Origin of the sequence: Rahnella sp. PAMC25617, from assembly GCF_050606005.1 — a bacterium.
Classification (GTDB): domain Bacteria; phylum Pseudomonadota; class Gammaproteobacteria; order Enterobacterales; family Enterobacteriaceae; genus Rahnella; species Rahnella variigena.
Genome location: NZ_JBOCUM010000012.1, coordinates 60030 through 79591, shown reverse-complemented (window position 1 = coordinate 79591; position 19562 = coordinate 60030). Strand labels below are relative to the sequence as shown.

Genomic DNA, 19562 nt, shown 5'->3' with positions numbered 1-19562 from the left:
GCGCCACACGCCCTGAAAGCTTCACCGCGTATTATTTCACGTCTGCATCATCAAAACTGAACGCCGTATCCGGCATCACATAGAACCCGGTCAGGCGTTTATTTTTCGCCGACACCAGACGTTCGGTCACCAGGAATGCCCACGGTGCATCTGTCCAGATTTGTTTCTGGGCATCGGCGTACAATTTGGCTTTCTCGGCTTTGTCGGTGGTTTTCAGCGCGTCAGACAGATCTTTATCCACCTGCGCATTGCTGTAGAACGCGGTGTTGAACTGCTTCGGTGGCGCAGCCTGCGTGGAAAACAGCGGCGACAGCGCCCAGTCGGCTTCGCCGGTAGACGCCGACCAGCCGGTATAGAACATGCGGATACCCGCCTCTTTCTGCCCGACATTCTCAACCTGCGCGGCACGCTGCGCTGCATCCATGGCGGTGACTGTCACTTTGATACCGACCTGCGCCAGTTGCTGCTGGGTGAACTGCAACACTTTCTGCGCCGTGCTGTTATTGTGCGACGACCACAGCGTAGTGGTGAAACCGTCCGGATAACCGGCTTCTTTCAGCAATTGTTTGGCTTTAGCCGGGTCATACGGCCACGGTTTGAATTTCGCGGCGTATTCGATGCCCTGCGGCAACGGCCCTTCTGATGGCACCGCGTAACCGGCAAAGGCCACTTTAATCAGCGCCTGTTTGTTGATGGCGTAGTTGATGGCCTCACGCACTTTGACGTTATCGAAAGGCTTTTGCGTCACGTTAAAACTGATGTAACGGTGCAGAATTGACGGCGCGGTGACCAGATCCAGCTTATCGTTTTTCTCCAGCAACGCGGCCTGCTCATAAGGCACCGGGAACGCCAGATCCGCTTCACCGGTTTGCAGCATCGCGGCGCGGGTATTGTTATCCACGACCGGACGCCAGGTGATGGTGTCGAGTTTCGGCTCGCCCTTTTTCCAGTAACCGTCGAATTTCTTCACTTTCACGAAGTCGGTCTGGTTCCACTGTTCCAGCGTGTACGGGCCGGTACCGACCGGATGGAAGCCGATGTCTTTGCCGTATTTAGTCAGTGCCGCCGGAGAAATAATCACCGCAGACGGATGCGCCAGAATGTTGATGAACGCGGAGAACGGTTCTTTCAGCGTAATTTTTACCGTGGTGTCATCGACCGCTTCGGTGCTGGCAATATTTTTAAACAGGTTATAGCGTTTGAGGTGGCTGTCCGGATTACTCGCGCGGTCAAAGTTAACTTTTACCGCCGCAGCGTTGAAATCCGTCCCGTCCTGGAATTTGATGCCGGGATGCAGTTTGATGGTATAAACCAGACCGTCTTTGCTGACCGTGTAGCTGTCAGCCAGCACGTTTTCCAGCTTCATATCCTTATCAAAGCCAAACAGCCCCTGATAGAAAGATTTGGCCACCGCCTGCGACAAGGTGTCGTTGGCATCATAAGGATCAAGCGAGGTGAAGTTAGAACCTACCGCGACAACCACGTCTTTTGCCGCCCAGGCAGACGCCGATGCCAGCGAACCGAAAACAGCGGCAGCGAGCACGGCCTGACGGACTACGTTCTTACCTTTATGTTTATGCTGATTCATATCAGTTCCTTTCCTGTCTTACCCGTTAAAAAGTGGCTCAAAATGAGCCACCATAAAAATTAGTAAACGCCTGCAATGGCGTGCCGGGCAACAAAATGCCCTTCCGCCACCTGAACCAGCGGTGCGACAACCGGCTCATCATTAAGCGCACGAATGGGACTGGGAATTTCATCCACCAGCAGCGCCTGATCTTTACGCTTATGACCCGGATCGGCCACCGGCACCGCCGCCATCAGTTTGCGGGTATACGGATGCTGCGGATTTTCAAACACCGCGCGGCGCGAGCCGATTTCCACAATCTGACCGAGATACATCACGGCAACGCGATGACTGATGCGTTCCACCACCGCCATATCGTGTGAAATAAACAAAAATGCCAGCCCGAACTCTTTCTGCAAATCCATCAGCAGGTTGACGATTTGCGCGCGGATCGACACATCCAGCGCCGACACCGACTCGTCAGCAATCACCACTTTGGGATTGAGCGCCAGTGCGCGGGCGATACAAATTCGCTGCCGCTGACCGCCGGAAAATTCGTGAGGATAGCGCTGCGCATGTTCCGGCAGCAGCCCGACTTTCTCCAGCAACCACGCGACGCGCGCTTCCGCCTCTGCGCCCTTTGCCAGGTTATGCACCAGCAACGGCTCCATAATCGAATACCCGACCGTCAGACGCGGGTCGAGCGACGCATAAGGATCCTGAAAAATAAACTGAATATCACGCCGCAGATGTTGCAGTGCGCTGCCGCTGATATCTGTCAGCGTCTTGCCATCAAAGGTGATGGTTCCGCCCTGACTTTTCACCAGTTTGAGCAACGAACGGCCCGTGGTGGATTTTCCGCAACCGGATTCGCCCACCAGCGCCAGCGTTTCACCGGGATGCAAATCAAAACTGACTTTTTCAACCGCATGCACACGACGTGTCACGCGGTTGAAAATACCGCTGCGCAGGTCAAAACGGGTCACCAGATCACGCACCTGCAATATCGGCGGCACGCCGGGTGTCAGGGTGTTTTGAATCAGTTCGGGATCGCTTTCCTGCTGGTCGGGCGCAGGGAAGCGGGCGGGCAGTGGTTTACCGGCCATGGATCCGAGCTTTGGCACGGCCGCCAGCAACGTCTGCGTGTAAGGCTGTTGCGGTGTACGAAATATCGCGCCCGCGTCACCGGTTTCCACGCTGTTACCCTGATGCATGACCAGAACGCGATCGGCGATTTCCGCCACCACGCCCATATCGTGGGTGATGAAAATCACGCCCATGTGCATCTCTTTTTGCAGCACACGGATCAGCTGTAAAATCTGCGCCTGAATGGTCACATCCAGCGCCGTAGTCGGTTCGTCGGCAATCAGTAACGCCGGTTTACACGACAGCGCCATCGCGATCATCACCCGCTGGCGCATACCGCCGGAAAGCTGATGCGGATAGCTGTCGAGAATATTTTTGGCTTCAGGAATGCGCACCAGATCCAGCATACGTAAGGCTTCGGCACGGGCGGCGCGATGATCTTTATCCTGATGTAAACGGATAGACTCGGCGATCTGTTCGCCTACCGGAAATACCGGATTGAGCGAGGTCATCGGCTCCTGAAATATCATCGCCATGTCCGCACCGCGCAGGCTGCGCATGGCGGGTTGCGTTGCTGCCATCAGATCAACGACTTCACCGTTACGACGGCGAAATTGCATTTCACCCTGGGTGATCTGCCCGCCGCCCTGCTCCACCAGACGCATCAGCGCCAGCGAGGTAACGGATTTACCTGAGCCGGATTCACCGACTATCGCCAGCGTTTCGCCGCGCTTCACGTGAAAACTGAGCTGATTCACCGCAGGGATGATGTGCCCGTCATGCGCGAACTGCACGCTGAGCTGGCTGACCGCCAGAACGTGGTCCGCAGGCAGAGTCAGGGAATTATTCATGAGCGGTAAATACTGACGACGGGTGCTTCACCCACGCGGGCAAAGCCGCGATACATACCTTCACTGTTGAAAGGCAGTTCCACGTTGCCAAATTTATCGACGGCGATCATCCCGCCGCTCCCGCCCAGTGGCAGCAATTTTTCCTGCACCACTTTGTGTGTCGCTTCTGCCAGCGTTAAACCGGCGTATTCCATCAGCGCCGCCACGTCGTAGGCAGCGACGGTACGCATAAACACTTCACCTGTGCCGGTGCTGGAAATCGCCACCGTATTGTTGCTGGCGTAACAACCGGCGCCAATAATCGGCGAATCACCGACGCGTCCGGCCTGTTTGTTGGTCATTCCGCCGGTCGATGTTGCCGCCGCAAGATTACCGAGTTCATCTATCGCCACCGCGCCTACGGTGCCAAATTTACGTTCCGGATCAATCGGATCGCCTGAAGCATTCAGCGACGCCCCGTCGTGATCGAGCATTACGCCGGTATACGCGGCAATAGCGCGCTGCAACTGATCATAACGTTCCTGAGTGAAGAAATACGCCGGTTCCACCATTTCCTGACCATTGGCACGGGCAAAATCTTCTGCGCCTGCACCGGTGAACAGGACGTGCGGGCTGTTTTCCAGCACCTTACGGGCGGTCAGAACAGGATTGCGGATATGGCTGACGCCGCAAATCGCACCGGCATCCAGCGTGCGGCCATCCATAATGCAGGCATCTAATTCATGCGTACCCTGATGGGTAAATACCGCACCTTTACCGGCATTAAATAACGGGCATTCTTCCAGCAGGCGCACGGCTTCGGTTACGGCGTCCAGTGCGCTGCCACCCGCGGCCAGAATCGCCTGCCCGGCACTGACAATCCTTTCCAGTTCGGCCAGGTAAAGTTGTTCTTTTTCGGTGCTCATTGCCGCACGGGTTATTGCCCCGGCACCACCATGAATAGCAATGACCGGACGCTTCTTGTTCGAAACGGAAGCCGCTGAATTATCAGTAGAAGAACTCATTAGCACTGCACCTTTCGATGTTGTATTTATGTATGGAAGATGTTGACCTGTTTTTTGACTATATTTAGCCCGCTACAGTATGTAAAGCAGAAATGCATCGCCACCAAAATGGCGCTAATTGCTTAGATTGTTTAGGAAAAACAAATGCTGCAATTGAATATACATGCGGGACAAATCACCAGAGAACAGCAATAATAAACGTCCTAATCGCGGCAAAAGCACCTCTGGATAAGCTTACCGCGACTTTTTATTTTCTCTTTTTAGGAAATCAGTTTATGGAAACTGTTTATAACCGCCGCCGGATTAATGTGATCTCATGGCTAAGTTACTTTTTTACAGGGGGCCTCGTCTCCACTCTGGGCATCGTTATCGGGCCAGTCGCGACGGCTTTTAATAAAGATCCGGCCTTTATCGGCCTCATGTTCTCACTGATGAACATCGGTTTATTCCTGCCGATTATGATCAGTGGCATCCTGATGCGTAAGTTCGATCTGGGCAAGCAGCTGATCACCGGGTCAATTGTCACCATCCTGACCTGTATCGCGCTGTTCGTGATGCCGTCGATTACCCTGTTCGGCATCGGCGTTTTCCTGATTGGTGCGACAGCTGGCCTGATGATGTCGATTGGCAGCTATCTGGTTGTGCGTATTAATGACGACCCGAAAAAGCGTTCCGCCAACTTAATCTTCACCGACTTCTTCTTTGCGCTTTCCGGCATGACGCTGTCTCTGGTGCTCGGTTTCCTGTTCAAGCATGGCGCGAGCTGGCTGGCGATGTACGGCATCATGGGTACGCTGAGCGTGCTGATGATCCTGCTGTGTGTGGGTCAGAAATTCCCGACCGTTGCGCAGCCGGAAAAAGTGGCGAAAAGCGAGCGGGAAGCGAAAGAGCCGTGGGGCTTCGCGGCGTACGTGCTATGTTTTGCCCTGTTCGCCTTCGTCTTCAGCGAGCTGGTTTTCACCCTGTGGATGCCAAGCTGGTTGCATGAGCATTTCGGTCTGGACACTGACAAAGCGGCGATCTACATCACCACTTACTGGATGGTGAAAGCGATTGGCCTGTTCCTGAACCAGTTCACCGTGCGTTTTGTGAAACTGCGTACCTTCCTGTTTGCGTCGGCCATCGTCGGGTTAATCAGCCTGTTTGTGGTGACACACAACGAAAACACCACGCTGGTGATGATTGCCGTTGGCCTGTTCGGCTTCTGTAACTCCGGTATGTTCTCCGGCCTGATGAGCTACGGCAGCCTGCAGGTGAAAAACTCACCTCCAACGCTGACCTCTGCGCTGCTGACGACGGCTTCCGTCGGTACGCTGATTTTCGCTTCCTTCTCATCATTCATTTACCGCGAATACGGCCTGTTCTGGGCACTGAATATTGCGACCGTATCTTACGTTCTGCTGGTGCTGGCGGTGATCATCGCCGGTGTGCGCAGTAAAGCGGAAAAAATCCACCGCGAAATGGCGGCATAACATTTACTACGCATAAATTCATGCATAAAAAAGGGAAGGCATAAAAGCCTTCCCTTTTCTTATTTAGCTGCGCCTTTAAAGCTGCGGGCAGCGCTGCAAACTGTTTAGCCAGGATGTTTCTGGCTGAGCGGCCAGACGACGCGCGCGTCCATGGCGGCGTAAAATCAATCCCTTGTCCTGCATTTCACTCAAATCACGTCGGATCGTTTCAAGACTCACATCCAGCGATTGTGCCAGTTCGCTAACCTGTAACACTTCATGTTGTTCTACCAACTGAAGGATGGCCTGATGGCGATTTTTTTTAAGCACCGGTTATTCCTGTGTATATGACAGATATGTGACACAAATCACAAATAACGGTAACTATGATAACCGCGTTACATCCGTAATTTTGGGATCGATCTCAATTTTTCAGAAATCCCCACGAAGTTTTTACGCCTTCAGCGGTTTTTGGTTCGTCCCGATTCTCTGTCATACTATGCTCATGCCCCATTTTCCCGTCCGTCGCCGGTGAGTACGCCCGCGTCGCCGGGCTGAATCACTAAGGAATTTTGATGGAATTCAACACTGCAGGTTTGATCTCACTTCAGGAAGCGCTGGATAAAATGCGCGCTTACGTTCCGAAAAAAACAGCGCAGGATGCCGAATCGTTGCCACTGGCAACCGCCGCTGGCCGTATTACTGCGGCGCCGGTGCTTTCCCCGATTTTTGTCCCGCCTTTTGATAACTCCGCGATGGACGGTTATGCCCTGCGCATTGAAGATCTGCACGAGGGCGCTGTCCTTCCGGTGGCGGGAAAAGCCTTTGCCGGCGCGCCTTTTCATGGCGAATGGCCTGCCGGAACCTGTATCCGCATCATGACCGGTGCGCCGGTTCCGGCCGGTGCCGACACAGTGATCATGCAGGAACAGGCAGAAGTTTCAGACGCGGGAATACGTTTCACAGCAACGGCGCAAAAAGGCCAGAATATCCGCCTGACCGGAGACGACATTAAGCAAGGCGACAGCGTTTTGCCTGCGGGCGTGCGTCTGGGGGCGGCAGAATTACCGCTGCTGGCGTCCCTTGGCGTGACTGAAGTACAGGTCTGGAAGCCGCTGAAAGTCGCCGTATTTTCCACCGGTGATGAGCTGCAACCTGTCGGTACGCCTCTGCAGGAAGGCCAGATTTATGACACGAACCGGTTTGCCGTGCGGCTGATGCTCGAGCAACTCGGCTGTACGGTGCTGGATTTAGGCATTATCCGCGACGATCCGCAGGCATTGCGTAAAGCGTTTGAAGAAGCCAATGAATTTGCCGATTTGGTGATTTCCAGCGGCGGTGTTTCCGTCGGTGAGGCCGATTACACCAAACAGATGCTGGATGAACTGGGCGAAATTGGTTTCTGGAAACTGGCCATGAAACCGGGCAAACCGTTTGCTTTCGGAAAACTGAAAGACAGCTGGTTCTGCGGGCTGCCGGGGAATCCGGTGTCGGCTGCACTGACGTTTTATCAGCTGGTTCAGCCATTTATCGCTCAGCTTTCCGGTCACAGTGCCTGGCAGTTCCCGCCACGCCTGAAAGCGAAAGCCGTAACGCCGCTGAAAAAATCGCCCGGCCGCCTCGATTTTCAGCGCGGTATTTTCAGCACCAATGCAGAAGGTCAGCTGGAAGTGCGCACTACCGGCCATCAGGGATCGCACGTCTTCAGCTCCTTCAGCCAGGCTAACTGTTTTATCGTGCTTGAGCGTGAACGCGACAATGTTACGGCTGGTGAAATCGTTGAAGTCGAGCCTTTTAACGCGCTGCTGCGGAGCTGAACATGGCGACTCTGCAGGAACTGACGGACGCTGAAACCCTGCGCTATAACCGCCAGATAGTACTGAAAGGGTTTGATTTTGATGCGCAGGAACAGCTGAAAGCCAGCCACGCGCTGATTGTCGGGCTGGGAGGTTTAGGCTGCGCCGCCGCGCAATATCTGGCGGCGGCAGGCACCGGTACGTTAACGCTGCTGGATTTCGATACGGTATCGCTCTCAAACCTGCAACGCCAGACGCTGCACACTGACGCGCGGATCGGGATGCCGAAAGTCGACTCCGCCGCCATAGCGCTGGCGGCAATCAATCCGCACATCCGCTTAAATCAGGTAAATGCTCAGGCGGATGACGATTTGTTACGTGAGCTGATCGCCGCCTGCGACGTGGTGGTGGATTGCACCGACAATGTCACGACGCGTAATCAGCTGAACAATGAATGTTTCGCGCAGAAAAAACCGCTGGTCTCCGGCGCTGCTATCCGTATGGAAGGTCAGCTCAGCGTATTTACCTACCAGCCGCAGGAACCCTGCTACCGCTGCCTGAGCCGGTTATTCGGTGAAAATGCGCTGACCTGCGTGGAAGCTGGCGTCATGGCCCCGCTGGTCGGCACCATCGGCAGCTTGCAGGCGATGGAAACCATCAAACTGCTGACAAAATTTGGCGAAACCCCGCGCGGAAAACTGCTGATGTTCGACGCCATGACGTTGCAGTTTCGCGAAATGAAACTGATGAAAGATCCGCATTGTGAAGTGTGTGGTGATTGTTGAATCAGTAAATCCAGACACAAAAAAACCGCCTTTATCGGCGGCGGTTTTAAATAATAAGAACCTCTAAATCATTCGAGTTGTATCAAGGCGGCAACTGAACAAATCCCCGGGAGCATACATCAGTATGTGACCGGGGTTTGTGAGGAAAGCCAACGCAGAGACAGCTTGAAGGATGACGAGGTTTAATTGATGCCCTGGCTACGCAGGTAGTCTTCGTAGTTACCAGAGAAATCAATCACGCGCGTCGGGGTCATTTCCAGAATACGCGTTGCCAGTGAGCTGACGAATTCACGGTCGTGGGAAACGAAGATCAGCGTTCCTTCATACATTTCCAGCGCCATGTTCAGTGACTCGATGGATTCCATATCAAGGTGGTTGGTTGGTTCATCCATAATCAGGATGTTTGGACGTTGCATCATCAGTTTCCCGAATAACATACGACCTTTCTCACCACCGGAAAGCACTTTCACTTTCTTCTTGATATCGTCCTGACCGAACAGCAGACGGCCTAACACACCGCGTACAGCCTGCTCGTCATCTTTCTCGGATTTCCACTGGCTCATCCAGTCGAATACGTTCAGGGTATCGTCGAATTCGTATTCGTGATCCTGCGCGTAATAACCGATTTTAGAGTTTTCAGACCATTTCACTGAACCGCTTTCCGGCTCATGCTCACCGACCAGCGTTTTCAGCAGGGTCGATTTACCGATACCGTTAGCACCCAGAATCGCGACTTTCTCGCCGACTTCCAGCATCAGGCCGAGGTTTTTAAACAGCGGACCGTTGTCGAAACCTTTGGTGATCTTTTCCACTTCCAGCGCATTACGGAACAGTTTCTTGTCCTGTTCGAAACGCATGTAAGGGTTCTGACGGCTGGACGCCTTGATTTCATCGAGCTGAATTTTATCAATCTGACGGGCGCGGGACGTTGCCTGTTTAGATTTAGAGGCGTTGGCGCTGAAGCGGCTGACGAACGATTGCAGTTCAGCAATCTGCGCTTTCTTCTTGGCGTTATTAGCTGTCAGAAGTTCACGAGCCTGCGTGGCCGCCGTCATGTATTCATCATAGTTGCCCGGATATACGCGCAGTTCGCCGTAGTCCAGATCCGCCATGTGCGTACACACCATGTTCAGGAAGTGACGGTCATGCGAAATGATGATCATGGTGCTGTTACGTTCGTTCAGCACCTGCTCCAGCCAGCGAATAGTATCGATGTCCAGGTTGTTCGTTGGTTCGTCGAGCAGCAGAATTTCCGGATCCGAGAACAGTGCCTGCGCCAGAAGCACACGCAGTTTAAAGCCCGGCGCGATTTCGCTCATCGGACCATAATGTTGCTCAACAGGAATGCCTACGCCCAGCAGCAGTTCGCCGGCACGGGATTCTGCGCTGTAGCCGTCCATTTCACCGTAAGCGACTTCCAGATCAGCCACTTTGTAGCCGTCTTCTTCGCTCATTTCCGCCATGGCGTAAATGCGGTCGCGCTCTTCCTTCACTTCCCACAATTCGGTGTGGCCCATGATCACGGTGTCCAGCACGCTGAACTGTTCGAAGGCGAACTGATCCTGGCGTAATTTACCCAGACGTTCGTTCGGATCAAGAACGACGTTACCGCCAGAAGGCACTAAATCGCCACCGAGGATCTTCATGAAAGTGGACTTGCCACAACCGTTCGCGCCAATCAGGCCATAACGGTTACCGCCGCCAAATTTCACGTTAATGTTTTCAAATAACGGCTTGCTGCCGAATTGCATGGTGATGTTGTAAGTACTTAGCACAACGCTCGCTCTTAATTGGGAAATGTGATTTGGCGCGCATTATGCCACAACGGCGCGTTGGGATCGCCTCCCCTTGTGTACATTTTTCGCGCAATAGCTAAAAAAGTTCCCTGCACACTCAATGATCGTGGGGAAATAAAAACAAAAAACCCGACATAAGCCGGGTTTTACAGTTCAGATTCGGGGATCAGAAGTTGTAGCCGATCACGCCGTAGTAACCCCAGCCGGTGGACTTCACATCGAAGTTACCGTTGCCGAAGTTCAGCTCTGCGCCGTCAGCCCACTGGCCGCCGTTGTGGAAGTAACGCGCCACGAAAGAGTAATGCCAGTGCGTGTAGTTCAGGGACAGAATATGGCTTGAGGCGATAGAGTTGTTAGAACGCGCTTTGTTGCCGTTCACGTCACGCATATCGTCATCACCCAGTGAGGAGCCCCAGTCGAAGTTGGTGAACCCGATATAGCTCAGGTTGCCGCCCCACAACTGAGTCAGCGGAACAAAGTATTTCACTTTGAAACGGTAACCGTCCCAGCTGTTTTCGTTGGCAGCGTTGTAGTTCTCCCACTGGTATTTTGCATACACGTTCAGAGACAGGCTCATCGGCAGGCCGGTATCGATATCGGTGCCCAGACCCATGTACCAGGTGTTCTGACGGTTTTCGCTGTCCGGACCCATATCGTAGATATAGTTGTTCGCGAAATACCATTCTTTGAACGGACCAAAGCTCAGATCAGTGCCGGTCAGCTTATCGATAGAGAAGCGCGGTTCGATTTCCATAAACAGCGGAGAACCGTTTTTATCCCAGATACCGGTGTCGTTACCGTTACCGGCGCCGAAGGTTTTAGGAATATCGATATAGCCGTAGAAATCAAACCAGTCTTTGTGCGCAAACGCTTCATATTCAAGGTAAACATCGTTACGCAGTGTCGGCCCGAAACGGGTATCTGCGCTGCCTACAACGTTAACACTCTGGTGCCACCAGTCAGAAACAAATTCGCCCTTGCTATCATCAGCGAGCACGGTCGCGCTGTAGGACAAAGCCATCAAAGCGCCTGCTGCAATAATTTTATTTTTCATATTTATACCAGAAGCGGGGGGTGGGACAACGCCTTGCCACTTTCAGACGTTGCATAAAACAAACCCTAAAACTGTGATCCGCAACCGATTGCTGCACATAGTGCATAAAACCTGCAATTTCCAGTTACTTCCTACAAGAGTCGACTTTTCTTAGCTAATAAATAGATTTGGTCAAGGTTTGTCAATTTCTGTTTCATTCTGATACATCCCGAATGTGATATTGATCACACATATGTTTCAAGTGTATTTCATTCACGTGATCAGGGGCCAGAAAAAAACATCGTTCATAAAATGAACATTCGTTATTTGTCATGCTATAGTAATGACAAATAACGGTACGGAGGAACGCAGTATGAATTCAAAAATTTCCGGGCTGTCTTCCAGCCTTTTGCAAAAACCTGCAACACCGCTTTGGCAATCTGCGGGACTTCCCGCAAGCAGCGGAATTAGTTTGATTAATGCCATACAAAAGGGATTTCCGGTTGATAGTATCAGCCGTCTTAATACTGAGCTGGGATGGCCGAAAATGGTGTTACTGGAAATAATGGGGATTAACGAACGTAATTATGCGCGTCGTAAAGCCGGAAACGGATTGCTGAAAAGTGAAGAGAGCGAGCGAGTGGCGCGGCTGGTACGCATCGTAGATGCCGCCACCGATTTGTTTGAAGGGGATCGTGTCGCTGCACTCGAGTGGTTCACCCGCCCTGCTCCGGCACTGGATGGCTCCCGCCCGCTGGAACTGCTGTCCTCTGAAGCGGGTGCGGTGGAAGTCAGCCGTTTGATCGGTCGTCTTGAGCACGGTGTTTTCAATTGAAGCTGTATCGTATCGTGCAAACCCGCCATCTGGCGACAGCCTGGTCGGGCGCAGGTGCGCAGCTTTACGGCGGGCGCTGGAATCCACCGGGCAGGCCGGTGGTTTATGTCACCACCAGTATTTCGCTGGCGATCCTGGAAATCCTGGTGCATTTGCAAAACAGTATGCTGATGCGGTCGTATACCTTGCTCAGTATTGAAGTGCCGGAGGAACTGCTGGATACGCTGGAAGTTTCCGAACTGGCATCTGACTGGCGGAGTGCATCGCCGCCGGACAGCACACAACGTCAGGGTGACGCCTGGCTCGAGGAAGGTGATTATGTCGGGCTGAAAGTGCCGTCGGTCATTGTGCCGTCGGAATACAACGTGTTGCTGAATCCGCAGCATCCGGCTTTTGTCGATTTACTGAGTTCAGCAGAACGCGAGCCGATGATATTTGACCCGCGCCTGCAATAGCCACTATTACAGAGACGGGTCTTTTTACTTTCAGAGATTATTCCGCTTTCCGGTTACTACGGTATATCAGCGCCAGCGCAATGATCAGGCAGGGAATAGCCGCCAGCCGGTGCCATGACAACGCAATTTGCGGATTATCCAGCCAGCCGAAATTATCGATCAACATCCCCATACTCAGCTGTCCGAGGATGACTGCAACAGTCGCCGCTGCAGTACCGACACGCGGGACGGCAGTCACCATCACAATGATGTAAGGCACACCAAATAACGCCCCCGCAAGTTGCCATTTCGGTACCGTCAGTAAGGTTTCCGGTTGCGGTGTTTGCAGGAATAACACCAGCACGGCAGTAATTGCTGCGCCGACGCTGAATGTCAGAAAGGCGCTTTTCAGCACACCGACCTTTTCCCCTAACTGCCCGTTGACTGCCGCCTGCATACTCAGCGCAGCACCTGCGACAATCGCAAGAATAATCATAATCATTTCAGTCATGTTTCAGCCCCAGGCAATCAGAATAAGTGCAGCAACGATAAACAGCAGAGCCAGCAGGCGTTCACCGCCGACTTTCTTATGCGGCGTACCAAACCAGCCGTAATGGTCGATCAGCACACTTTTCGCCACCTGCCCTGATAAAATCGCAATCATTGTCATGCCGATACCAATGACCGGTGTCGCGAGGGTCAGCACCACGACATACACGGGACCGAGGACGCCACCCAGCAGTTTCCAGCCTGGTTGTTCTGTGAAAGACGGCGCATTACGCGGGCTAAAAAACAGCACCAGCAAACCGGTCAGTACGGCACCGACACCGAAAATACTCAGTGTTGCCCACAGATGCCCGACTTCTGTTCCCAGCGGACCAATCAGTCCTGCCTCCAGCGACAGCCCCATCCCCGCCAGAATGACCAGCGGAATTAACATCAGATTCATTTTTACCCTGCTTTTTGTTTTTTGAGAGGCGGCGACTATAGCGTGACAGAACTATGCGAAAAACAGCACAATGAGGAAAATACCTTTGCAGGAATTGCACAGATGAAAGGTTTTAATCAGATCAATATTCAGGCATTACGGCTGTATGTCGCCGTACTGGATCAGGGCAGTTTCTCTGAAGTGGCGCGCCGGGAAGCGATGTCGCCGTCAACCGTATCGCGGGTGATTTCACAACTGGAACAGGCGTTACAGACGCAGCTTTTGTACCGAAATACGCGTGCCGTCAGTCCGACAGAATCGGGCAAGCTGCTGGCAGAACATGCGCGTCAGGTACTGGCTCAGCTGGATCTCGCCGCGCTGGATTTACAGGAACAGGACAGCGAACCCGGCGGACTGATCCGCATCAATGCTCCCGTAGTGTTTGGCCAGCGCCACCTTGCGCCGTGGTTGCATGAGCTCAACGCACGATACCCGCGCCTGAATATTGAACTGATGCAAACCGATGATTTCATCGACCCGTTACAGGACAGCGTGGATTTGCTGATCCGCATCGGCGTGATGACAGATTCCACTTTGCAGGCGCGTACGCTTGGCCACCAGAATTTCCGCCTTGCCGCGAGTCCGGCGTATCTTGCCCGCGCAGGAACGCCGAAAACGCCGGACGATTTAGCCAGTCACAGTTGTCTGGTTTTCAAAGGATTTGCCGGTTCGCAGCGCTGGTATTTCCGTCAGCCTGAACAGGAATGGCGCTCGCTAAACCTGCGGGGATCACTGACCAGTAATAATGCAGAAACCCTGACGCAGGCGGGGATCGACGCCATGGGGCTGGTTGTATTTCCTACCTGGCTGATAGGCGATGCATTGCGGGACGGTCGTCTGGTCAGCGTGCTTGAAGACTATCAGGTATCGACGTCACCGGAGCCGCAAACCATATCGGCGCTGTACCCGAACAGCCGACGCCCTTCGATCAAAGTACGGGCGGTGATTGATTTTCTGGTGGAGAAGTTTGGCAGCCCGGCGTATTGGGAGTGAGGCAGTTGCACTGAGGGCTCTTTCGATTAGTCCGAGACAATTTCGGTTTTTCAAGTGCTGTGATCACCTGACTCGCCGCGCCGAAACCGACCAGAGGGGAAAGGCTTTTCCCCTCTGAACTCCCCTCGCCTTTTTCAACACGCGCTCCGCTCGCTGGCTATGTTTCAGGTATCACAGCGACAGGCTGGAAATCTTGCCGCTGTGCGGTTCCCTCTCTCGGTCCTGAAGCCATTGGTCTTCAGGACCGAGAGAGGCAAGATTTCTGAACCGCCCGCAGGATCTTAGATTCAAAACCAAAGGGTTTATCTTTTAGAATAGTTGATTGGCGTGCTCAAAATTCAGCTGAACGGAGCGGCTTCGAGACCTATGGCTCGAAGACCGAGAGAAGGCAGTGCGAAGCACCTGAATTTGCGCCACTTACTAATGCATCAGAACACGTCCATCGTCCCAGCGGCAGCGCGCAGTAAAAGAGCCGGAGATTCTTAAGAGACGCGGCGATAGGCGCCTCTTAAGGCCGGTGTGGGTGGCAACCCACGGTGTTGGTGTTGACCTTGAAGTTAAAGCTAAAGGCTAACCCTTTACCTCAACTCCATCCCCACATGCGCAATCCCATCTTCATCATAAATCTCCGTATACGCCACAAACCCCAGCCGGCCGTAGAATCCCTGCAAATGAGCCTGCGCGGAAATCGCGACGCGCGCGCCCGGCCAGTGTTTCTGGCAGGCTGCCAGTGCCTGTTCCATCAGCTGATATCCCAGTTTCAGGCCACGTGCGGAAGGGGCAACAATCACCCGTCCGATTGCCACCTCATCATCGGAACGCAGAATACGCGCATAGGCGGCTATTTTACCGTCCAGCCAGGCGATGATATGACGGTTTTCACCGGTCAGATCCTGCCCGTCGATGTCCTGATAAACGCAGGTTTGCTCGACCACAAACACTTCGCTGCGCAGTGACAGAATGGCGTAAAGCTGTGCCGTGTTGAGTTCGCTGTGATGGTAATCCTGCCAGTGAAGCGATGAAGATCCGGTCATGAATAAGTGCCCTGCCTTTTCTGAAAGCCAAAAAAAAGAGATATTCCTGAGAATATCTCTTTTTAACACAGATTTTACAGCCAATTTATCAGGCAGATTTCTTCAGCGGTGTCGTGCGAACCGGTGCATCGCCTGCGGTGTAATATTCTGCGGTACTGCGCGGTAACGGCTGACGCCCGCGGATTTTATCGGCAATCTTTTCTGCGATCATAATCGTCGTCGCGTTCAGGTTGCCGGTAATGATCTGCGGCATGATGGAGGCATCCACCACGCGCAGGCTTTCTACCCCGTGAACGCGCCCTTCTCCGTCCACCACCGCCATCTCATCAGTACCCATTTTGCAGGAGCACGAAGGATGGAACGCCGTTTCGGCGTGCTCGCGGATAAACGCATCCAGTTCTTCATCAGTCTGTACGTTTTCACCCGGACTGATTTCACGACCACGGTAAGGATCCAGCGCTGGCTGATTCATGATTTCACGGGTGATGCGGATAGCGTCGCGGAACTCGTGCCAGTCCTGCTCGGTTGCCATGTAATTAAACAGGATGCTCGGATGCTGGCGCGGATCTTTCGATTTCACCTGCACGCGGCCACGGCTTGGCGAACGCATGGAACCCACGTGCGCCTGAAAACCATGCTCTTTCACCGCGTTGCTGCCGTTGTAGTTAATCGCCACCGGCAGGAAGTGATACTGAATATTCGGCCAGGCAAACTCTTCGCGGCTGCGGATAAAACCACCCGCTTCGAACTGATTGCTTGCGCCGACACCGGTACCTTTAAACAACCATTCTGCGCCAATCGCGGGCTGGTTATGCATCTGCAAGGCCGGGTATAAAGACACCGGCTGAGTGCAGCTGTATTGCAGGTACATCTCCAGATGATCCTGCAGATTCTCGCCGACGCCCGGCAAATCATGAACCAGCGGAATCTCCAGACGGTTGAGCAGCTCCGCTGCGCCGACACCCGAACGTTGCAGAATTTGCGGTGACGCAATCGCGCCGCTGCACAGCAACACTTCACGTTTCGCTTTCGCCGTTTTAGCGTTGTAGTCGTCACCGTGGAAATAGCTGACGCCCGTGGCACGCTTGCCTTCAAACAGAATTCTGTCGGTCAGCGCGTGCGTCACGATGGTCAGATTGGCACGCGGTTTGGCCTGATCCAGATACCCGCGCGCTGTACTTGCACGACGGCCTTTCGGTGTAACGGTTCTGTCCATCGGACCAAAACCTTCCTGCTGATAACCGTTCAGGTCGTCGGTACGGGGATACCCAGCCTGCACACCGGCTTCAATCATCGCGTGGAACAGCGGGTTATTGCCTTTTTTCGGCGTCGCCACACTGACCGGTCCGTCGCCACCGTGAAAATCATTCGGACCGATATCGCGGGTTTCGGCTTTGCGGAAATAAGGCAGGCAGTCCAGATAACTCCAGTCTTCCAGACCCGGCGCTTTCGCCCAGTTATCGAAATCCATCGCGTTACCGCGGATGTAACACATACCGTTAATCAGCGAAGAACCGCCCAGACCTTTACCGCGCCCGCATTCCATACGGCGGTTATTCATATGCGGTTCCGGGTCGGTTTCATACGCCCAGTTATAACGACGGCCCTGTAACGGGAACGCCAGCGCAGCAGGCATCTGTGTGCGGAAATCCAGACGATAATCCGGGCCGCCCGCTTCCAGCAGCAACACGCTGACATTGCTGTCTTCGGTCAGCCGGGTGGCGAGAACGTTGCCGGCAGAACCGGCACCAATAATGATGTAATCGTAATCCATTAAAATCTCCTCTGTCGCGGCGGATTAAAAGACTGAGCTGAATTCGCCCAGTTCGACCTGCACGGATTTGATTTGGGTGTAATGCTCAAGCGTGGTGACGCCGTTTTCACGACCAACGCCGGAGTGCTTATAGCCGCCGACCGGCATTTCTGCCGCCGATTCGCCCCACGTATTGACCCAGCAAATCCCGGCTTCGAGTTTGTGAATAACACGATGCGCACGGTTGAGATCCTGCGTCACCAGCCCGGCAGCCAGACCGTATTCGGTATCGTTGGCGCGGCGGATCACTTCCTCTTCACTTTCATACGTCAGAATGCTCATCACCGGTCCGAAGATTTCTTCGCGGACAATTAGCATGTCATCGCGGCAGTCGGTAAAGACCGTCGGGGCGACATAAGCGCCTTTCGCGTATTCGCCGGAAGTCACGCGTTCGCCGCCGGTCAGTAACGTCGCGCCTTCACGCTTGCCGCTGTCGATGTAACGCAGCACGGATTCCATGTGTGCGAAGCTGACCAGCGGGCCGAAGTTGACGTTTTCGTCAGTCGGATCGCCCAGACGAATACGCTTCACGCGTTCCAGAACTTTAGCTTCAAACGCTTTGTGCAGTGCTTTTGGCACAAACACGCGGGTGCCGTTGGTACACACCTGGCCGGAGCTGTAGAAGTTCGCCATCATGGCGATGTCAGCCGCTTTATCGAGATCCGCGTCTTCAAAGATGATCAGCGGAGATTTGCCGCCCAGTTCCATCGTCACTTCTTTCAGCGTGGACGCCGACGCGCTGGCCATGACTTTCTTGCCAGTTTTAACGCCGCCGGTGAACGAAACTTTGGCGATATCAGGATGATCGGTTAACGCCTGGCCGACGCTGGCTGCACCGGTGACTACGCTGAACACGCCGTCCGGCACGCCCGCTTCGGTGTAGATTTCCGCCAGTTTCAGTGCGGTCAGCGAGGTGTTTTCGCTCGGTTTGAACACCATCGCGTTTCCTGCCGCCAGCGCAGGTGCGGATTTCCACAGCGCAATCTGAATCGGGTAGTTCCATGCGCCGATACCTGCGACCACGCCCAGCGGCTCGCGGCGGGTATACACGAAGGAAGAATCGCGCAGCGGAATTTGCTGGCCTTCAATGGCAGGGATCAGCCCGGCGTAATATTCCAGCACGTCTGCGCCGGTGACGATATCCACCGCCAGCGTTTCCGACAGCGGCTTGCCGGTATCGGCGGTTTCAATCGCCGCCAGCTCGTCGTTGCATTCACGCAGAATATCCACGGCGCGGCGCAGAATACGTGCGCGGCTCATGGCCGTCATTGCCGCCCAGACTTTCTGGCCTTTCTGCGCGGATTTCACCGCCAGATCGACATCGGCGTGCGTGGCGGATGGCAGCGTGGCAATCACGTCGCCATTGGCCGGGTTCACTGCATCGAAGGTTTCATCACCGGTACTGTCCTGAAAACGTCCGTTGATATAAAGTTTTTGCGTGCCGTAGCGGGACATAAATCTCTCCTCGGTCTGTGCGGTCTGAAGGTTTTCTGCCTGGCTCATGTGAGCTGCGATTCGATGTGGCGGCGGGTGATTTGCATCGCCTCGGCGCGGTTAAATTCTTTACCGCTAAGTGCGCCGCGCAGCCACAGGCCGTCAATCAGTGCGGCGGTGCTTTGTGCCGCCAGACGTGCCTCACTTTTGGGCAGAAAACGTCTGAATTCAGAACATAAGTTTGAATAGAGCCGGCGGCTGTTGACCTGTTGCAGACGGTACAACTGCGGGTGATGCATGCTGCTCGCCCAGAAGGCCAGCCAGGTTTTCATCGCCGCGCTGTTGGTCTGACTGTCGTCAAAATTGGCTTCTGCAATCGCATGCAGTCGCGCCGTCGGTGCAGTATCTGTCAGCTGCGCTAACCGCAACTGCACCCCTTCCCCCAAATGACTGAGCAAATAACGCATGGTCGCTTCCAGCAGCCCATTCTTGTCACGAAAGTAGTGACTGATGATGCCGTTGGAGACGCCTGCACGGCGTGCGATCTGCGAAATCGACGCATCGTGCATCCCGACTTCGTTGACCGCCGCCAGGGTTGCCTCAATCAATTGCTGCCTTCTTATCGGCTGCATTCCTACTTTGGGCATGGTTCCGGCTCCTGA

General features: G+C 54.0%; 18 protein-coding genes. 6 read left to right on the top strand and 12 right to left on the bottom strand.

What is annotated here, in order from left to right; genetic code table 11:
* Nucleotides 1-31: 31 nt before the first annotated feature.
* From gsiB to ACM615_RS15380, 3 genes are read right to left on the bottom strand one after another with little or no spacing between them, the layout of a single operon-like run.
* The gene (gene gsiB / locus ACM615_RS15390; protein WP_113877517.1) at nucleotides 32-1588 is read right to left on the bottom strand and encodes a glutathione ABC transporter substrate-binding protein GsiB; all 1557 of its coding nucleotides are present in this window, start codon (nucleotides 1586-1588) and stop codon (nucleotides 32-34) included.
* A 59-nt stretch (nucleotides 1589-1647) separates the two neighbouring features.
* Nucleotides 1648-3504: a dipeptide ABC transporter ATP-binding protein gene (locus tag ACM615_RS15385; RefSeq protein ID WP_431012137.1), complete on the bottom strand. Its 1857-nt coding sequence runs from the start codon at nucleotides 3502-3504 to the stop codon at nucleotides 1648-1650.
* The gene (locus tag ACM615_RS15380; RefSeq protein WP_431012136.1) at nucleotides 3501-4508 is read right to left on the bottom strand and encodes an isoaspartyl peptidase/L-asparaginase family protein; all 1008 of its coding nucleotides are present in this window, start codon (nucleotides 4506-4508) and stop codon (nucleotides 3501-3503) included. Before ACM615_RS15380 ends, ACM615_RS15385 begins: the two co-directional genes overlap by 4 nt.
* A gap of 275 nt (nucleotides 4509-4783) precedes the next feature.
* On the opposite strand from ACM615_RS15380, the gene tsgA reads away from it, so the two are divergent.
* Entirely contained in the window at nucleotides 4784-5980 is a 1197-nt protein-coding gene (gene tsgA / locus ACM615_RS15375) for an MFS transporter TsgA (RefSeq protein WP_113877514.1), read from the top strand.
* A 75-nt stretch (nucleotides 5981-6055) separates the two neighbouring features.
* On the opposite strand, the gene ACM615_RS15370 is transcribed toward tsgA, so the two are convergent.
* Entirely contained in the window at nucleotides 6056-6289 is a 234-nt protein-coding gene (locus tag ACM615_RS15370; protein WP_013574728.1) for a DeoR family transcriptional regulator, read from the bottom strand.
* A 245-nt stretch (nucleotides 6290-6534) separates the two neighbouring features.
* Between ACM615_RS15370 and moeA the strand changes: the two genes are divergently transcribed.
* Both moeA and moeB read left to right on the top strand, forming a co-directional pair.
* On the top strand, nucleotides 6535-7776 hold the full coding sequence (gene moeA / locus ACM615_RS15365) for a molybdopterin molybdotransferase MoeA (RefSeq protein ID WP_113877513.1): 1242 nt from the start codon (nucleotides 6535-6537) through the stop codon (nucleotides 7774-7776).
* A gap of 2 nt (nucleotides 7777-7778) precedes the next feature.
* Nucleotides 7779-8540 carry a molybdopterin-synthase adenylyltransferase MoeB gene (gene moeB / locus ACM615_RS15360; RefSeq protein ID WP_431012135.1) on the top strand — a complete coding sequence of 254 codons (762 nt, stop codon included), beginning with the start codon at nucleotides 7779-7781 and terminating at the stop codon, nucleotides 8538-8540.
* A 182-nt stretch (nucleotides 8541-8722) separates the two neighbouring features.
* Here moeB and ACM615_RS15355 read toward each other — a convergent pair whose 3' ends face one another.
* Entirely contained in the window at nucleotides 8723-10315 is a 1593-nt protein-coding gene (locus tag ACM615_RS15355; RefSeq protein ID WP_112291487.1) for an ABC-F family ATPase, read from the bottom strand.
* A 187-nt stretch (nucleotides 10316-10502) separates the two neighbouring features.
* Nucleotides 10503-11390 (bottom strand): nucleoside-specific channel-forming protein Tsx, encoded by an 888-nt coding sequence (locus tag ACM615_RS15350; protein WP_112291485.1) that lies wholly within the window; start codon nucleotides 11388-11390, stop codon nucleotides 10503-10505.
* Between the two features lie 352 nt (nucleotides 11391-11742).
* Here ACM615_RS15350 and parS point away from each other — a divergent pair, with 352 nt between their 5' ends.
* Together parS and ACM615_RS15340 are read left to right on the top strand one after the other, a co-directional pair.
* On the top strand, nucleotides 11743-12204 hold the full coding sequence (gene parS, locus ACM615_RS15345; RefSeq protein ID WP_112291482.1) for a type II RES/Xre toxin-antitoxin system antitoxin: 462 nt from the start codon (nucleotides 11743-11745) through the stop codon (nucleotides 12202-12204).
* Nucleotides 12201-12659: an RES family NAD+ phosphorylase gene (locus ACM615_RS15340; RefSeq protein ID WP_129638996.1), complete on the top strand. Its 459-nt coding sequence runs from the start codon at nucleotides 12201-12203 to the stop codon at nucleotides 12657-12659. Before parS ends, ACM615_RS15340 begins: the two co-directional genes overlap by 4 nt.
* Before the next feature lie 37 nt (nucleotides 12660-12696).
* Here ACM615_RS15340 and ACM615_RS15335 read toward each other — a convergent pair whose 3' ends face one another.
* Together ACM615_RS15335 and ACM615_RS15330 are read right to left on the bottom strand one after the other, a co-directional pair.
* A complete protein-coding gene (locus tag ACM615_RS15335) occupies nucleotides 12697-13149 on the bottom strand; it encodes a DMT family transporter (RefSeq protein ID WP_112291479.1) in 453 nt (150 codons plus the stop codon).
* A 3-nt stretch (nucleotides 13150-13152) separates the two neighbouring features.
* Nucleotides 13153-13587, bottom strand: a complete 435-nt coding sequence (locus ACM615_RS15330; RefSeq protein ID WP_112291477.1) for a DMT family transporter — start codon at nucleotides 13585-13587, stop codon at nucleotides 13153-13155.
* A 102-nt stretch (nucleotides 13588-13689) separates the two neighbouring features.
* On the opposite strand from ACM615_RS15330, the gene ACM615_RS15325 reads away from it, so the two are divergent.
* A complete protein-coding gene (locus tag ACM615_RS15325) occupies nucleotides 13690-14619 on the top strand; it encodes a LysR family transcriptional regulator (protein WP_112291475.1) in 930 nt (309 codons plus the stop codon).
* A 578-nt stretch (nucleotides 14620-15197) separates the two neighbouring features.
* On the opposite strand, the gene ACM615_RS15320 is transcribed toward ACM615_RS15325, so the two are convergent.
* The 4 genes from ACM615_RS15320 to betI all read right to left on the bottom strand — a co-directional run bounded on the left by ACM615_RS15320 (nucleotide 15198) and on the right by betI (nucleotide 19547).
* Nucleotides 15198-15653: a GNAT family N-acetyltransferase gene (locus tag ACM615_RS15320; RefSeq protein ID WP_346637001.1), complete on the bottom strand. Its 456-nt coding sequence runs from the start codon at nucleotides 15651-15653 to the stop codon at nucleotides 15198-15200.
* Nucleotides 15654-15741: 88 nt separating this feature from the next.
* Nucleotides 15742-17427: a choline dehydrogenase gene (gene betA, locus ACM615_RS15315; RefSeq protein WP_112289405.1), complete on the bottom strand. Its 1686-nt coding sequence runs from the start codon at nucleotides 17425-17427 to the stop codon at nucleotides 15742-15744.
* Nucleotides 17428-17451: 24 nt separating this feature from the next.
* Entirely contained in the window at nucleotides 17452-18921 is a 1470-nt protein-coding gene (gene betB / locus ACM615_RS15310) for a betaine-aldehyde dehydrogenase (RefSeq protein WP_431012134.1), read from the bottom strand.
* A gap of 44 nt (nucleotides 18922-18965) precedes the next feature.
* Entirely contained in the window at nucleotides 18966-19547 is a 582-nt protein-coding gene (gene betI / locus ACM615_RS15305) for a transcriptional regulator BetI (protein ID WP_112289407.1), read from the bottom strand.
* Nucleotides 19548-19562 lie beyond the last annotated feature (15 nt).

What these genes read in the sequence shown, in the direction of transcription:
- gsiB (WP_113877517.1), bottom strand. Translation starts at nt 1,588, where the DNA reads ATGAATCAGCATAAACATAAAGGTAAGAACGTAGTCCGTCAGGCCGTG.
- ACM615_RS15385 (WP_431012137.1), bottom strand. Translation starts at nt 3,504, where the DNA reads ATGAATAATTCCCTGACTCTGCCTGCGGACCACGTTCTGGCGGTCAGC.
- ACM615_RS15380 (WP_431012136.1), bottom strand. Translation starts at nt 4,508, where the DNA reads ATGAGTTCTTCTACTGATAATTCAGCGGCTTCCGTTTCGAACAAGAAG.
- tsgA (WP_113877514.1), top strand. Translation starts at nt 4,784, where the DNA reads ATGGAAACTGTTTATAACCGCCGCCGGATTAATGTGATCTCATGGCTA.
- moeA (WP_113877513.1), top strand. Translation starts at nt 6,535, where the DNA reads ATGGAATTCAACACTGCAGGTTTGATCTCACTTCAGGAAGCGCTGGAT.
- moeB (WP_431012135.1), top strand. Translation starts at nt 7,779, where the DNA reads ATGGCGACTCTGCAGGAACTGACGGACGCTGAAACCCTGCGCTATAAC.
- ACM615_RS15350 (WP_112291485.1), bottom strand. Translation starts at nt 11,390, where the DNA reads ATGAAAAATAAAATTATTGCAGCAGGCGCTTTGATGGCTTTGTCCTAC.
- parS (WP_112291482.1), top strand. Translation starts at nt 11,743, where the DNA reads ATGAATTCAAAAATTTCCGGGCTGTCTTCCAGCCTTTTGCAAAAACCT.
- ACM615_RS15335 (WP_112291479.1), bottom strand. Translation starts at nt 13,149, where the DNA reads ATGACTGAAATGATTATGATTATTCTTGCGATTGTCGCAGGTGCTGCG.
- ACM615_RS15330 (WP_112291477.1), bottom strand. Translation starts at nt 13,587, where the DNA reads ATGAATCTGATGTTAATTCCGCTGGTCATTCTGGCGGGGATGGGGCTG.
- ACM615_RS15325 (WP_112291475.1), top strand. Translation starts at nt 13,690, where the DNA reads ATGAAAGGTTTTAATCAGATCAATATTCAGGCATTACGGCTGTATGTC.
- ACM615_RS15320 (WP_346637001.1), bottom strand. Translation starts at nt 15,653, where the DNA reads ATGACCGGATCTTCATCGCTTCACTGGCAGGATTACCATCACAGCGAA.
- betA (WP_112289405.1), bottom strand. Translation starts at nt 17,427, where the DNA reads ATGGATTACGATTACATCATTATTGGTGCCGGTTCTGCCGGCAACGTT.
- betB (WP_431012134.1), bottom strand. Translation starts at nt 18,921, where the DNA reads ATGTCCCGCTACGGCACGCAAAAACTTTATATCAACGGACGTTTTCAG.
- betI (WP_112289407.1), bottom strand. Translation starts at nt 19,547, where the DNA reads ATGCCCAAAGTAGGAATGCAGCCGATAAGAAGGCAGCAATTGATTGAG.